Origin of the sequence: Calidithermus chliarophilus DSM 9957, from assembly GCF_000430045.1 — a bacterium.
GTDB classification, from domain to species: domain Bacteria; phylum Deinococcota; class Deinococci; order Deinococcales; family Thermaceae; genus Calidithermus; species Calidithermus chliarophilus.
This window is the reverse complement of the sequence record NZ_KE387023.1, coordinates 1,226,174-1,240,054: the sequence shown is the minus strand read 5'-3', so window position 1 is coordinate 1,240,054 and position 13,881 is coordinate 1,226,174. Positions and strand designations below refer to the sequence as shown.

General features: G+C 69.5%; 15 protein-coding genes. 6 read left to right on the top strand and 9 right to left on the bottom strand.

Annotation, left to right across the window (positions count from 1 at the left end):
* Nucleotides 1-24 precede the first annotated feature (24 nt).
* From purL to MEICH_RS0105925, 3 genes are all read left to right on the top strand, one after another.
* On the top strand, nt 25-2,256 hold the full coding sequence (gene purL / locus MEICH_RS0105935) for a phosphoribosylformylglycinamidine synthase subunit PurL (RefSeq protein ID WP_051303951.1): 2,232 nt from the start codon (nt 25-27) through the stop codon (nt 2,254-2,256).
* A gap of 65 nt (nt 2,257-2,321) precedes the next feature.
* Complete coding sequence (gene purF, locus MEICH_RS0105930) at nt 2,322-3,740, top strand: amidophosphoribosyltransferase (protein WP_027891850.1); 1,419 nt, start codon at nt 2,322-2,324, stop codon at nt 3,738-3,740.
* Between the two features lie 42 nt (nt 3,741-3,782).
* Entirely contained in the window at nt 3,783-4,409 is a 627-nt protein-coding gene (locus MEICH_RS0105925) for a Uma2 family endonuclease (protein ID WP_084542198.1), read from the top strand.
* Nucleotides 4,410-4,495: 86 nt separating this feature from the next.
* On the opposite strand, the gene MEICH_RS0105920 is transcribed toward MEICH_RS0105925, so the two are convergent.
* A complete protein-coding gene (locus MEICH_RS0105920) occupies nt 4,496-4,768 on the bottom strand; it encodes a hypothetical protein (protein WP_027891848.1) in 273 nt (90 codons plus the stop codon).
* 88 nt (nt 4,769-4,856) lie between these two features.
* Here MEICH_RS0105920 and trhA point away from each other — a divergent pair, with 88 nt between their 5' ends.
* Entirely contained in the window at nt 4,857-5,495 is a 639-nt protein-coding gene (gene trhA, locus MEICH_RS0105915) for a PAQR family membrane homeostasis protein TrhA (RefSeq protein WP_027891847.1), read from the top strand.
* A gap of 192 nt (nt 5,496-5,687) precedes the next feature.
* Here the strand turns inward: trhA and MEICH_RS23835 are convergent, their stop codons facing one another.
* Complete coding sequence (locus tag MEICH_RS23835; protein ID WP_036218374.1) at nt 5,688-6,107, bottom strand: hypothetical protein; 420 nt, start codon at nt 6,105-6,107, stop codon at nt 5,688-5,690.
* 8 nt (nt 6,108-6,115) lie between these two features.
* Nucleotides 6,116-7,294, bottom strand: a complete 1,179-nt coding sequence (locus tag MEICH_RS0105905; RefSeq protein WP_027891846.1) for a cytochrome P450 — start codon at nt 7,292-7,294, stop codon at nt 6,116-6,118.
* A gap of 73 nt (nt 7,295-7,367) precedes the next feature.
* On the opposite strand from MEICH_RS0105905, the gene MEICH_RS0105900 reads away from it, so the two are divergent.
* Nucleotides 7,368-7,670: a hypothetical protein gene (locus MEICH_RS0105900; protein ID WP_027891845.1), complete on the top strand. Its 303-nt coding sequence runs from the start codon at nt 7,368-7,370 to the stop codon at nt 7,668-7,670.
* 171 nt (nt 7,671-7,841) lie between these two features.
* Here the strand turns inward: MEICH_RS0105900 and MEICH_RS0105895 are convergent, their stop codons facing one another.
* The 4 genes from MEICH_RS0105895 to MEICH_RS0105880 are packed head-to-tail and all read right to left on the bottom strand — an operon-like array spanning nt 7,842 to nt 11,121.
* Nucleotides 7,842-8,417, bottom strand: coding sequence for a histidine phosphatase family protein (locus MEICH_RS0105895; RefSeq protein ID WP_027891844.1), 576 nt, complete (start codon nt 8,415-8,417; stop codon nt 7,842-7,844).
* 44 nt (nt 8,418-8,461) lie between these two features.
* Nucleotides 8,462-9,208: an SDR family oxidoreductase gene (locus MEICH_RS0105890; protein WP_027891843.1), complete on the bottom strand. Its 747-nt coding sequence runs from the start codon at nt 9,206-9,208 to the stop codon at nt 8,462-8,464.
* A 3-nt stretch (nt 9,209-9,211) separates the two neighbouring features.
* Entirely contained in the window at nt 9,212-9,844 is a 633-nt protein-coding gene (locus MEICH_RS0105885; protein ID WP_027891842.1) for a response regulator, read from the bottom strand.
* Nucleotides 9,841-11,121, bottom strand: coding sequence for a sensor histidine kinase (locus tag MEICH_RS0105880; protein WP_027891841.1), 1,281 nt, complete (start codon nt 11,119-11,121; stop codon nt 9,841-9,843). The genes MEICH_RS0105885 and MEICH_RS0105880 overlap by 4 nt, the downstream gene beginning before the upstream one ends.
* Before the next feature lie 281 nt (nt 11,122-11,402).
* Between MEICH_RS0105880 and MEICH_RS0105875 the strand changes: the two genes are divergently transcribed.
* Nucleotides 11,403-12,551, top strand: a complete 1,149-nt coding sequence (locus MEICH_RS0105875; RefSeq protein WP_027891840.1) for a hypothetical protein — start codon at nt 11,403-11,405, stop codon at nt 12,549-12,551.
* On the opposite strand, the gene MEICH_RS0105870 is transcribed toward MEICH_RS0105875, so the two are convergent.
* Both MEICH_RS0105870 and MEICH_RS23830 read right to left on the bottom strand, forming a co-directional pair.
* The gene (locus MEICH_RS0105870) at nt 12,532-13,167 is read right to left on the bottom strand and encodes a hypothetical protein (protein ID WP_027891839.1); all 636 of its coding nucleotides are present in this window, start codon (nt 13,165-13,167) and stop codon (nt 12,532-12,534) included. The genes MEICH_RS0105875 and MEICH_RS0105870 overlap by 20 nt on opposite strands.
* A 287-nt stretch (nt 13,168-13,454) precedes the next feature.
* Nucleotides 13,455-13,881, bottom strand: a 427-nt coding sequence (locus MEICH_RS23830; RefSeq protein WP_036218371.1) for an acyltransferase, incomplete at its 5' end; no start/stop codon positions are given.

The window sequence follows — 13,881 nt, the reverse complement described above, 5'->3', positions numbered from 1 at the left end:
CCCCCGAGCCCCTTGATGACCTCTATGGAAGACACCCTAACCCCCCTCTCCGAGCAGGCCAAGGCGCTGCTCAAGGAAACCGGCATTCCCCTAGGCGAGTACCAGGAGATCGTGCGCCTGCTGGGGCGGGAGCCCAACCGGCTCGAGCTCTACCTCTTCAAGGTGATGTGGAGCGAGCACTGCTCCTACAAGAACTCCCGCCCCCTGCTGCGAACGCTGCCCAAGGAGGGCCCCGCCGTGTTGCAGGGCCCCGGTGAGAACGCGGGCGTGGTGGACATCGGGGAGGGCTGGGCGGTGGCCTTCAAGATCGAGAGCCACAACCACCCCTCGGCGGTCGAGCCGGTGCAGGGGGCCGCGACGGGGGTGGGGGGCATCATCCGCGACATCATGGCGATGGGCGCCCGGCCCGTCGCGCTGCTGAACTCGCTGCGCTTCGGAAAATTGGAGGGCTCCGAGGGCGACCGCACCCGCTACCTGGTGCAGGGCGTGGTGGGGGGCATCGCCCACTACGGCAACGCCATCGGCATCCCCACCGTGGGCGGGGACGTGTACTTCCACCCCGACTACCAGGACAACCCGCTGGTCAACGCCATGTGCGTGGGCCTGCTGCGCGTGGAGGAGCTCAAGAAGAGCTTCGCCACGCTGGGCCGCCCGGTCTACTACCTAGGCTCCAAGACCGGGCGCGACGGCATCGGCGGGGCGGCCTTCGCCTCCGAAGAGCTCTCCGAGGAGAGCGAGTCCAAGCGCCCGAGCGTGCAGGTGGGCGACCCCTTCATGGGCAAGCTCACCCTGGAGGCCACCCTCGAGGCCATCCGCCTCGACCTGGTGGAGGGCGTGCAGGACATGGGCGCCGCCGGGCTCACCTCCTCGCTCTCGGAGATGGCCCACAAGTCGGGGCTGGGCCTGGAGCTCGACCTGGACAAGGTCCCGCGCCGCGAGGCGGGGATGAGCCCGCTCGAGCTCATGCTCTCCGAGTCGCAGGAGCGCATGGTGCTGGTGCCGCGCCCGGGCAGGGAGAGGGCGCTCGAGGAGCTCGCCGCCCGCTGGGGCCTGGACGCGGTGCCGGTGGCCGTGACCATCGCCGAGCCGGTGTTCCGCATCAAGTCGGAGGGCCAGGTGGTGGCCGAGGTCCCCACCCACGCCCTGGCCGACTCCGTCACCTACGTGCGCGAGGGCCAGGAGAGCCCGGAGGTCGGGGCGCTGCGGGCCAAGGACCTCGCCGCCCTCCCCATCCCCACCGACCTGCACGGCGTTTTGCTGAACCTGCTGGCCTCGCCCAACCTCTGCAGCCGCGCCCCCGTCTTCGAGCGCTACGACCACCAGGTGGGCACCAACACCGCGCTGGTTCCGGGCAAGGGGGACGCCGCCATCGTGCGGGTCAAGGGGACGAAGCGCGGCGTGGCGCTCAAGGTGGACGCCAACCCCCGCTACTGCCGCCTCCACCCACGCCTGGGGGCCATGCACGCCCTGGCCGAGGCCGCGCGCAACGTCAGCGTGGTGGGCGGCGAGCCGCTGGCCTACACCGACGGGCTCAACTGCGGCAACCCCGAGACGCCCCACGGCTACTACGAACTCTCCGAGACCATCGGCGGGCTGGCCGAGGCCTCCAGGGCCCTGGGCATCCCGGTGGTCTCGGGCAACGTCTCGCTCTACAACGAGGGCCCCAGCTACCGCATCCCCCCCACCCCCATGGTGGGCGTGGTCGGGCTCCTCGAGGACGTCGAGCGCCGCGCCGAGACGGGCTTCAGGAAGCCGGGCGAGTTCGTGGTGCTCATCGGGGAGCCGCTGGGCGAGCTGGGGGCCAGCGAGTACCTGTGGGTGACGGAGGGCCTCGAGGCCGGCCACCCGCCCCGCCTCGACCTCCAGCGCGAGGCCAAAGCCCAATCCGCCATCCGCGACCTCATCGGCATGGGCTGGGTCCGGACCGCCCACGACGTGGCCGAGGGCGGCCTGGCGGTGGCCCTGGCCGAGATGACCTTCCCCTACGGCCTGGGGGCGACGCTCGAGCTGCGCGACCCCGGCCGCCCCGACGCCCTGCTCTTCGGCGAGGCCCCCAGCCGCATCCTCTTCAGCATCGACCAGGGCCACCTGCAGTCGGCCGTCGCCCACCTCCAGAGCCTGGGCCTCCCCCACCGCGTCCTGGGCCAGGTGGGCGGGGACGAACTCACAATCCTCCTGCCCAAGGCGCAGCTAAAGTGGAGCGTGAACGAGCTCAAGCGAAGTTGGGAAGCGCCGCTGCGGGAGGTGCTGCCGTGAGGGAACGCCAAACGCCAAACGCCAAACGCCAAACGCTAGAAGAATCCCCTAGAGCGTCTAGCGTCTTGCGTTTTGCGTCTTGCGATTACGACAAACCCCACGAGGAGTGCGGCGTCATCGGGATCTGGAGCCCGGAGCCCGTGGACGTGGCGGGGATGCTGCAGCTCGGGCTCTTCGCCTTGCAGCACCGGGGGCAGGAGGCCGCCGGGATCTGCGTCTCCAACGGGCAGGATCTGGTGATCGAGAAGGATTTGGGGCTGGTGGCGCAGGTCTTCGACGAAGCGCGCATGGCCCGGCTGCGGATTCCGGGGGCCAACTTGGGCATCGGGCACACCCGCTACTCGACCACCGGCTCCAACCTCCGCTTCAACGCCCAGCCCCTGAACGTGCGAAGCTCCAAGGGCATCCTGGCCATCGCCCACAACGGCAACTTCGTCAACGCCAAGGCCATCCGTCAGGAACTCCTGGAGCACGGCGCGGTCTTCCAGACCACCAACGACACCGAGGTGATGATCAACCTCATCGCCCGCTACGCCAAGCTCAACCTCGTCGAGGCCACCGCCCGCTCGATGCGCGAGCTCCAGGGCGGCTTCGCGGTGGTGCTGATGGACCGCCACACCGTGCTGGCCCTGCGCGACGGCAACGGGGTGCGCCCGCTGGTGATCGGGCGGCTGCCGGGCGGCGGCTGGGTCTTCGCCTCCGAGCCCCCGGCCCTGACGCTGGTAGGGGCCGAGTTCGTGCGCGACGTGGAGCCCGGGGAGCTGGTGTGGGTCGAGGCGGGCGAGCTCAGGAGCCTGCAGGTGCTCGAGCCCCGCCCCACCCCCTGCGCCTTCGAGTGGATCTACTTCGCCCGCGCCGACTCGGTGCTCGACTCCATCGGCACCCACGAGAGCCGGGTGCGCATGGGCGAGGTGCTGGCCGCCGAAGCCCCGGCGGAGGCCGACCTGGTGGTTCCGGTTCCGGATTCGGGCATCGGGGCCGCCATCGGCTACAGCCGTGCCTCGGGCATCCCCTTCGACTACGGCCTCTACAAGAACCCCTACGCCGGGCGCACCTTCATCCAGCCCACCCAGGAGCTGCGCGACCTCAAGACCAAGCTCAAGCTCGCCCCCACCCCCGCCGTGCGCGGCAAGCGGGTGGTGATGGTGGACGACTCCATCGTGCGCGGCACCACCTCGGGCCGCATCGTGCAGCTCTTGCGCGACGCCGGGGCCACCGAGGTCCACGTGCGCATCTCCTCCCCGCCCATCAAGTTCCCCTGCTACTACGGCATCGACACCGCCGCCCGCAAGGAGCTGGTGGCCTCCACCCACTCCCTCGAGCAGATCCGCGAGCTCATCGGCGCCGACAGCCTGGCCTTCCTGAGCGAGGAGGGCGTGAAGCGCGCGGTGGGCGGCCCGGTGTGCCTGGCCTGCTTCAACGGGCGCTACCCGGCGGGCGTGCCCACCGAAGAAGCGCAGAAGGAAGCGCTCGAGCAGGCCTGACCGCGGGACTTCGTAGGGGCGCAGCGCGCAGTGAAGGCGCGGATGCGCCCCAGCAATGCCGGCACTGAGGCGCCCCTTGGTTCTCCAGACCCTGTATTCTGGGTAGAGCGAGGTGAGGAAATGTCGGTAGCCAGAGCAAAACTCACAGCCGAGGAGTTCTGGGCGCTGCACCTCGAGCGGGCCGAGCTGGTCAACGGAGAAGTCGTCGAGCTTGTGCCGGCTCTTCCACAACACGGGCAGATCGCAGGAGCGTTGGTAACAGCACTAAATCTCTGGCTCAAACAGAGCAAGGCCGGCCTGGCAGGCACCGATGGCGGCTTCATCCTCGGGCGCAATCCCGACCGGGTGCGCGGGCCGGATGTGTGGTTCTTACGCAAGGAAAACATCCCCGCCGAATTCCCGGCAGGGTTTTGGGAAGTGGCCCCCGATCTGGTGGCCGAGATCGTCTCCACCAGCGACACCGCTGAGGTCATCAAGGAGAAGCTGACCGATTACTTCGCGGCTGGAACCCAGGTGGTCTGGCTCGTCTACCCCAGGTTCAAGGAGGTCGAAGTTCACACCTCGAGCCGCACCGTCCGCATCCTGCAGGCCGAAGACGTTCTGCAGGAACCCGAACTGCTCCCTGGATTTACCTTGAAGATAGCCAAGCTGTTCGAGGGGCCCGTATAGAAGGCCATCAGTAAAATCGAACGGCGTCTTGCGTTTTGCGTTGGACGTTCGGCGTTGGACGTTAAACGTTCGACGTCCGGCCAACTCTACCCCATTTTCCGCCGCGCCGCCTCGAGCTCGTCGAGCAGCAGGTATAAGGGCATCTCGAAGTGCCAGGCCTCGAGCTCGAGCCCATAGCGCTCGTAGCAGGCTTCGGCGAGCTCGAGCTCGGTGCGAACGCCCTCGAAGTCCTGCAGGCGGGTGCCGTCGGAGATGAAGGCCCAGGGCAGGCGCAGCACCTCGGCCACGAACTCGTCCACCAACGCCTGCCGCCGCTCGACCTGCTCGGTGGGGGCGAAGCGGATCTCGCGCTCGTCCATCTCCCCCAGTCTACGGGCCGCGTGTGGGCTCACCCCCCTCAGGGGCTACGGTGCATAATCGGGTGAGTTCTGCCCTCGAGGAACCCTCATGACCGCGACCACCCACCCCCCCAAAGTCGAGCTTCTCAACGCCCTCACCCACGAGCTCGGAGCGGTCGCGAGCCTGGCCGCCGGCGCGGTGCTGGTCGTCTTCAGCGCCCTCACCGGCGACGCCTGGCAGGTCGTCAGCGCCGCCGTCTTTTCGGCCACGCTGATCCTGATGTACCTGGCCTCGAGCCTCTACCACGCCATCCAGCGGCCCCGGGCCAAGCGCGTGCTGGAGATCCTCGACCACAGCGCCATCTACCTGCTGATCGCCGGGACCTACACCCCCTTCTTGCTGGTGACCCTCAACGGCCCCTGGGGCTGGAGCCTCTTCGGCGTGGTGTGGGGCTTAGCCGCGCTAGGCGTAGTGTTCAAGTCCTTCGCCACCGGGCGTTTCGAACGGGTCTCCACGCTGCTCTACGTGGCGATGGGCTGGCTCATCGTGATCGCCTTCCCCGTCCTGCTCGCCAAGATCACAGCCTGGGGCCTGCTCTGGCTGGTTCTGGGCGGGCTGTTCTACACAGCAGGCACGTACTTTTTCCTCAACAAACGCCTGAAGTACGCCCACCCCATCTGGCACGTCTTCGTTCTGCTGGGCAGCACGGCGCACGTCGTGGCAGTGTGGTCGCAGGTGGTGGGGTGAGCCATAAGCGGTCAGCTATCAGCCGTCAGCGTGTCGAGGGTCTAGGGCCAAGGGCCAAAGCGTACGACGTACGACGTAGGACGTGCGTTTAGCGTTTAGCGTCTTGCGTTTAGCGTCTTGCGTTTTGCGTTCGGCGTTTTGCGTTCGGCGTTCGGCGTTGGGCGTTCGACGCACGACGCCCGACCCACCCCCTCACACCACGATCAAGTCCTGCGGCCTGCGCGGGTCGTACTTCACGCTGAGCTGGTCGCCCACGCGGGGGATGGCGACCCTCGAGACGAACACCTTCACCTCAGCCCGGAAGGGCTGGGCGCCGTCGGGGTAGACGTCGAGGGTGAGCCGCACGTAGGGCGAGTTGTTGAGGGTGATGCCGGTGTCGGCGATGTCCTGCACCACGGCCACCGCGTCCTTGCCCTCGGCCAGTAGGCGCTTGTACTTGGGGTCGGCGAAGACGCTGCGGGCGAAAAAGATGAGGTAGAAAAGCGCCCCGATCCCCAGCAGCAGCAGCACCACGAACAAGGCGGGGTCGCGGGCGGGGAAGTACAGGCTGATGAAGAGCGTGTAGGCCATGTACACCCCGAGCACCCCGAAGAAGCGCGACAGGGAGAACACGGCGCACCTCAGGCGAAGGCGACGGGGAAGCGCTCGAGGCCGCGGAACATGGTGGCGGGGCGCCAGGTGGGGGCTTCGGCGGCGAACTCCAGCTCGGGGAAGGCCTCGAGCAGGCCCTTTAAGGCGAGCTGGGCCTCGAGGCGGGCCAGCGGGGCGCCCAGGCAGAAGTGGATGCCGCGCCCGAAGGACTGGTGGCGGTTGGGGGTGCGGCCCAGGTCCAGGCGGTCGGGGTCGGGGAAGGCCTCGGGGTCGCGGTTGGCCGAGCCGATCACCGCGCTCACCTGCTGGCCCGGCTGGATGACCTGCCCGGCCACCTCGGCCTCCTCCCCGGCGTAGCGGAAGGTGGAGCGCTGCACCGGGGCGTCGTAGCGCAGCAACTCCTCGACGGCGCTCTCGAGCAGCCCGGGGTTTTTGCGCAGGCGCTCGAGCTCCTCGGGGTGGCGCAGCAGCGCGTGGGTGCCGTTGCCGATGAGGTTGACGGTGGTCTCGTGGCCCGCGATCAGGAGCAGGATGCAGGTGCCGATGAGCTCCTCGGCCGAGAGCTTGCCCCCTTCGTCGTGCGCGGCGATCAGGCCGCTGATGAGGTCGTCCCGGGGCTCCTGGCGACGCTGGGCGAGGAGGTGCTGGAAGTAGCCCACCAGCGACTGGATGCCCAAGCCGGCGCGCTCGCGGGCCTCGGGGGTCGCCAGGGCGTCGTTGCCCAGGGCGAAGTAGGTGCTCCACTCGCGGAACTGCTCGCGGTCCTCCATCGGCACGCCCATCAGCTCGGCGATGACGATGACGGGCAGGGGCATGGCGAAGTCGGCCATGAGCTCGAGCTCGCCCTTGGCCTTAGCCCGCTCGAGCAGGTAGCTCACGATGTCCTGGATGTGCGGCCCCATCCCCTCGACCACCTTGGGCGTGAAGGCCTTGCTCACCAGCGACCGCAGGCGGGTGTGGTCGGGCGGGTCGGTGTTGAGCATCTGCGGGAAGTTCTGCTCGCCCGGCCGCACGAGGCGGCTGGTGTCCTTCTTGAAGCGCAGGTCCTTGAGGATGAGCTCGACGTCGGCGTAGCGGGTGAACATCCACATCCCGCCGTTGCCGTGGGGCAGCCAGTAGGCCGGGGCCTCGGCCCGCATGCGGGCGTAGAAAGGGTAGGGGTCCCGCACGAAGGCCGGGTCTCTGAGGTCGAGGGCTGAAGCGTCCATGGCTGCATCCTTTCCGCTGGGGGGCTGTACGCCTGAGGATAGCAGAGGCCAAGCCTGCTAAGCTCGACCCACCGTGCGCCTCGACATCCCCCTCCCCCCCTTCCTCACCCTGATGGCGGTCTGGGCCGCCGTGGAGGCCGCCGCCCGCGAGCTCGGCCTCACCGTCACCCTGCGCACCACCTCGGCCAAGCACCCCGGCTCGACCCACTGGCACCTCGAGCAGGCCCGAACCCCGGGCGTCGTGGAGGCCACCTACTGGCCCCAGCAGCACCAGCTCTGGCTCTCCATCAAACCCCGGGCCGTCTCGGAACACACGCTCGAGCTCGCCGAAAAGCTCCGCGCCGAGATCGAGCGGAATTTGCTGCCGAAGGCGTGATGGAAAAGGCCAGTGGCTCGTGGTTTGCCTAGGGTCTAGGGTCTAGGGCCGGGAGCCAAGGCGTCTTGCGTCTTGCGTTTTGCGTTTCGCGTATTGCGTACGACGTACGACCCACGTTTTGCGTTTGGCTATCGGCTATCAGCTATCGACCATCCACCATCGACCATCCACCTAAACCCGCTCCATCACCCGCACCAGCTTCAAGCTCGGCCACTCCACCTCCACCACCCCGCAGAAGCCCAGCGCTTTCCACAGCGGGAAGGGCGCCAGCCCGTTGGCGCGGCTCACCAGCAGGGCGATCACCGTGCCGTGGGCCACCAGGGCCACGTCGTCGATGAGGTACTCGTTCATCACCTTGTTCACGGCCTGGCCGAAGCGGCTGTGGGCCTGGTCGGCGGTCTCCTCGCCGAAGACCAGGCGGTTGGGCTCGCCGAAGAACTCCTGCACCTTGGCCTCGAACTGGGCAGGGTCGGGGAAGAATGGGGCGTTTTCGCGCTGGTGCTCGTGCAGGTTGGGCGCCGGGCTGAAGGGCAGCTTGAGGCGGCTGGCGAGCACCTTGCCGGTCTCGCGGGCCTTGGGCTCGAGGCTGCTGACGACCTGGGTGGGCAGGTGGGCCTGGAACCACTGGGCCAACCGCTCGCTCTGGCGAACGCCCTCGTCGGAGAGCGCCCACTGCCGCGCGGGCAGTTCGGGCACGACATGGGGGCGGCCGTGCTTGATGAGGAAAAGGCGGCGTGAGGCGCTCACGGTGAGCCCAGCTTAGCCCGAGCAAGGACGGAAGAAAAGCCCGCTCAGCGCCCGCCGCTCACGTCCAGAAGGGCGCCCGTGACGTAGGCGGCTTCCTCGCCCAGCAGCCAGAGGATCGCCGCGGCCACCTCCTCGGCGCGCCCGCCGCGGCCCATGGGCACCGTCGCGGCCAGGCGATCGACCCGCCCGGGCTCGCCCCCGCTGGCGTGGATGTCGGTGTGGATGAGGCCGGGACGCACCGCGTTGACCCGGATGCCCTCGGCGGCCACCTCCTTCGCCAGGCCCAGGGTGAAGGTGTCGAGCGCGCCTTTGGAGGCGGCGTAGTCCACGTACTCCCCCGCCGAGCCCAGCCGGGCGGCGGCCGAGGAGACGTTGACGATCGCCCCGCCCTGCCCGCCGTAGCGGGTGGACATGCGCCGCACCGCCTCACGGGCGCACAGCATGGCGCCGATGACGTTGGTGGCGAAGACCCGCTGCAACCGCTCGGCGCTCATGGCCTCGAGCCGCATCTGGGCCTCGAGGATGCCGGCGTTGTTGACCAGGGCGTCGAGCCGCCCCCACGCCCGGTCCACGGCGGCGAACAGCTCCAAGACCTGCGCCTCGCTGGAGACGTCGGCCTGCAGGGCGAGGGCCTCCCCCCCGCCGGCCCGGATGCCCGCGGCCACCTCCTCGGCGGCTTCCCGGTTCTCGCGGTAGCTCAGGGCGAGGGCGTAGCCCTGCCGGGCGGCCAGCCGCGCGGTGGCCGCCCCAATGCCCCGGCTGCATCTGGTAACCGTGAGGACCCGGGCCATGGGCTAGCTTTCCAGGCGCAGGATGCCGCGCTCGAGCGCCGCGGTCACGGCGGCAGTGCGGTCGTCGACGCCGAGCTTGCCGAAGGTGTGCAGCAGGTGGGTCTTGACCGTGGCCTCGCTGATGTGCAGGCGCTTGGCGATCTCCTTGTTGGAGAAGCCCTTGGCGACGAGGCCCAGCACCTCGAGCTCGCGGTTGGAGAGATGATCCTCGCTGGGCGAGCGCATGCGGCCTAAGAGCCGCGCCGCGATGGGCGGGGAGAGCACCGCCTCGCCCTTGGCGGTCAGGCGCACGGCGCGGAAGAGCTCCTCGCGGGGCACGTCCTTGAGCAAGTAGCCCGTGGCCCCCGCCTCCACTGCCTGCACGATCTCGGCGTCGGTGTCGAAGGTGGTGAGCACGAGCACCTGGCTCTTGTACTGCCCGCGCATGCGGCGGATGGTGCTCACCCCGTCCATGCCGGGCATGCGCAGGTCCATCAGCACCACGTCGGGGTTGAGGCGCTCGAGCATGTTGAGCGCCTCAACCCCGTTGCCCGCCTCCCCCACCACCTCGAAGTCGGGCTGGCTCGAGAGCAGCCCGGCCAGACCGGCCCGGACCACCGGATGGTCGTCGACAATAAGGATGCGAATACGGCTCATCTAGGGCCTCCTACTTTGGGTTTGGGCGTGGGGAACTCGGGCAGGCTGACCGCCAGGATGGTGCCCCGGCCCGGCTCGCTCTCCACCGTGAACTCCCCGCCCAGCGCCTCCACCCGCTCGCGGATCGAGCGCAGGCCGAAGCCCCCGCTGTTCGTGGCGCGCTCGTCGATCCCGACCCCGTCGTCCTGGATGTCGAGCATCACCAGGCCCTCGAGGTACGAAAGGGTGACGTTGACCAGATTCGCCTGGGCGTGCTTGCGCACGTTGTTGAGCGCCTCCTGGGTGATGCGCAGCAGGCTCAGCTCGATCTCGGGGTGCAGGGGGCGGGGCTCGCCCGCCAGGGTGAAGCGGGTCTCGTGGCTGCTGGCCGACTGCCAGCGCCGCAGGAGCTGCTGCAGCGCCTCGGGCAGGGGGACGCCCTCGAGCAGCTCGGGCCGCAGGGCCCACACCAGCCGCCGCGCCTCGGAGAGCCCCTCGCGCGCGGTGCTGCGGGCCTGGCTGATGTGGTTGACCACGTTGGGGCTGCCCAGCGCCCCCTCGGCGGCCTCGAGGTGCACCACCACGCTGGCGAAGTTCTGGGCCAGGGTGTCGTGGATCTCGCGGGCCAGGCGCTGCCGCTCGGCGAGCATCCCGGCCTGGCGGCTGGCCTCCTCCAGCTCGCGCTGGGCGAGCTCGAGGGCCTGGCGGGCCTTGGCCTCACGCACCAGCAGCTCGAGGGCGAACAGCGAGTAGCCCGCGTAGAGCACGGTGATGAACACCCAGAAGCTGGTCTGGGCGGTGGGGTTGGTGGGCACGGGCCGGGCGGAGATGCTCTCCGAGCGGGTGGGGATCTGGGTGAGCTTGACCTCGAGGGTCAGTTGCAGCGGCTGGCGCACGCTCCACCAGCCCGAGAGCCCGGCCAGCGCGATCACCAGGCTCAACACCCAGGGTAGCGGCAGGAAGTAGCGCGCCACCACCGGCACGATGCCCAGCGCCAGGAAGGGCATGTAGTAGTTGGTCAGCCAGACCACAACCCCCGCCCCGAAGGCCGCCAGCAGGGCGGTCTCCCACCACGAGCGCCGCCCGGGGCGCAGCGCCCACAGGATCACCAGGTACGTCAGGAGCGCCAGGCTCACCCGCCACAGCACTTCCTGGGGGTTTTGCAGGGGGATGCTGTCGGGCTTGAGCTGGGAACGGCCCGGCACCAGCAGGGTGAACAGCAGTACCGTCAGCAGGTTGAGCGCCGCGAAGATGGCGACCGCCCTGGCTACGGGCCGCTGGGCGAAAATAGCCCACATCCCATCCATCTTAATGGGGAACTCCGATCTCAACCGTAAACGCTCTTCCCTGAGCCGACCGAATGCCCGCACGCCTCCTCCTTTCCACGCACGTTGGACCCACCTTTAGCCTGGGGGTTGGGGGCCGGGGGACATAAGCGCCGGATGGGGGGCGGGGGCTTAATGACGGCGGTGGGTGGGGCTCAACCGATTGGTGGAGGTGACCGGATGGCAACGGCCTTAAGGCCTCTTAATCCCGCCACGACCCTCCCCCGAGCCCCGGCTTTTAGATTGGGTTCGCCATGCGCGCACTCACCTCACTCTTCGGGGCGGCCCTGCTCCTGGGGCTCGGCTTGGCCCAGCCGGTGCGGCTCACCGGCAACCCGGTGCCCCCGTCCTTCGTGGAGCAGGCCCTGCGGCGGGCGCTGGGCTGGAGCGGCCTCGAGGCCCCTGCCCTTCCCGCCCAGGCCCCGCTGGAGTACGGCCAGCAGCGCCTGCTCAACGTGGGCCCGGCCCAGGTGGCCCTCGAGCACGCCCCCTACCCGCCCCACCGCACCACCCAGCTCCTGCTCTCCAACGCCCCCGAGACCGTCACCGCCAGCCGCGGGCTCTTCCACTACCGCTTCGCCGCGGGCGAGGGGGTGCGGCTGGTGTACCACCACAAGAACGGCAGCCTGGGGCCGCTCGACTTCGAGCTGCGGCTGAGCAACCCCACCGCCCAGGAGGTCCAGGTGTGGGTCAGCGACGCGGCCGGGGGCCCGGTGGCCGACGAGCTCTACGCCGGGCACGTCGCCACGAAGCGCTGGCTCGAGCTGTACTGGAACCAGGTGGGCCAGCTCGTCGAGCTCCCGCCCTACAGCACCCGCACGCTGCTGCGGCTCCCCAGCCGCGGCCAGCAGGTGGTGAGCGGGCTGCTCGAGGCCGTCGTCACCCGGGGCCCGGCCGTCACCCTCGACCTCGTCGCCCGGACCCCCGGCGAGGCCGACCCGCCGCTGGAGACCTACGCCCAGAGCCCGGCCTACCGCTTCGAGTCGCTGGAGAAGCGCGTCAGCCAGACCCACGTCGCGGGCAAGGGCACCCTGATGACGCTGGGCGAGGGGGCCTTCGAGAACGGGGCCGGCAAGGCCATCAAGGGCAGTTGGGGCGTGCTCTACACCTACGAGCTGCTGCTGCAAAACCCCTCCGACGCCCCGCGCACGGTGGGGCTGCGGCTCAGCGCGGCCGGGGGCATCGCGCGGGGGGTGGTGTGGCTCGAGGGGCAGGGCTACGAGCTCCCCCTGCTGCGCCCCGGCCAGCCCTACGAGCTCACCCGCGTCACGGTGAACGCGCGCAGCGAGCGCCGCATCCGCCTGTCCACCCTGCCCGCCGCCGGCTCGAACTACCCCATCCGGCTGCTGCTCTACGACCCCCTCGCCACCGCCGACCCCGGCCCTAAAGGCCAAACCAGGTGAGGGGGTAGAAGTCCCGCAGCTCCTTCTCGTAAGGCTGCACCAGCCTGCGGTTGGCGGGGTTGGGGGCGGGGGCCTCGAGCGCGGTCTGGGGGTTGAAGTCGCCCGAGGCGATCTGCTGCAGCAGCTTCTGCGGGTCGAGCTTGGGGATGCCCAGCTCGAGCGCCGCGTAGGCCTGGCGCTGCACCCAGCGGTACTCCTCGAGCGAGAAGCCCTGCGCGTTGAGGCTTCGCACCTGGATCTTCTTCGCGTCCACGACCAGCGCCCCCGACTCGCGGAAGAGGTCGAGCACGGCGCGGTAGTCGAGCTGCTGCTCGGCGCCGAAGCGCTCGGAGAGCTGGCGAAGGCGCCCCTCGATGGCCGTATACCTCGAGCCCAGCCCCTCCCGGACGGCCCGCTGCACCCGCACCAGCCGCTGCACCTGGCCCGGGCTCAGTTGCCCGCTGGCCGGGGGCCGGTAAGCCTGCTGCCGCTGCACCCCGCTCTCGAGCTGCACCAGTTGCCGGAAGTCCTGCACCAGATTACGGGCAGGCTGGATCAGAAACGCGTTGGCGAGCCAGCCCAGCACGCCCAGCAGGATCACGAAGCCGGCGAGGAAGAACAAGCATCCGCGGCGCATTCTTTTATGGTGCCATAGGAGGTGGGGGGTCGGTAGCTGAACGCCGATGGCCGAACGTCGATAGTCGATAGTCGATAGTCGATAGCTGATAGCCAAACGCAAAACGCAAGACGCAAGACGCAAGACGCGAAACGCCCTTTCTTTACCCCCCTTAGCAAGGGGGGTTAGGGGGGATAAACCCTCCCCGCCCGCGGGGAGGGACGGGGTGGGACGAACCACAGGCCATGGGCCTCCTGCTTACCGCTGACGGCTGAGGGCTGAGGGCTGGCCGCCCCCGCTGGCGGCTCTCACGCCTCCCGCGTCCCGAAGCCGGGCTTGAGGAAGTCGGGGTAGTCGGGGTTGGGCTTGCGGTCGGGGAGGCGGTCCTGGCACTGCGAGGGGTGGGGCTCGCCGCGGCGGCAGTAGGGGCAGTCGTGGCGCACCTTGTAGCGCACCGGCCTGGCCGGGACGCCCAGCGCGATGGCGTGGGGCGGGACGTCCTTGGTGACCACGGCCCCGGTGCCGATGAGCGCGTCGTCGCCGACGCACACCCCGGCGAGCACGGTGGCGTGGTAGGTGATGCGGACGCCCGAGCCGATGAGGGTCTGCCTGAGGGTCACGTCGGGCGAGGCCAGCACGTGGTGGGTGTGGCTGTAGAGGTTGACGTAGTCGGAGACGGACGAGCGGTCGCCGATCACCAGCCCGCCGATGTCGTCGAGGAGGGCGTAGCGGTGC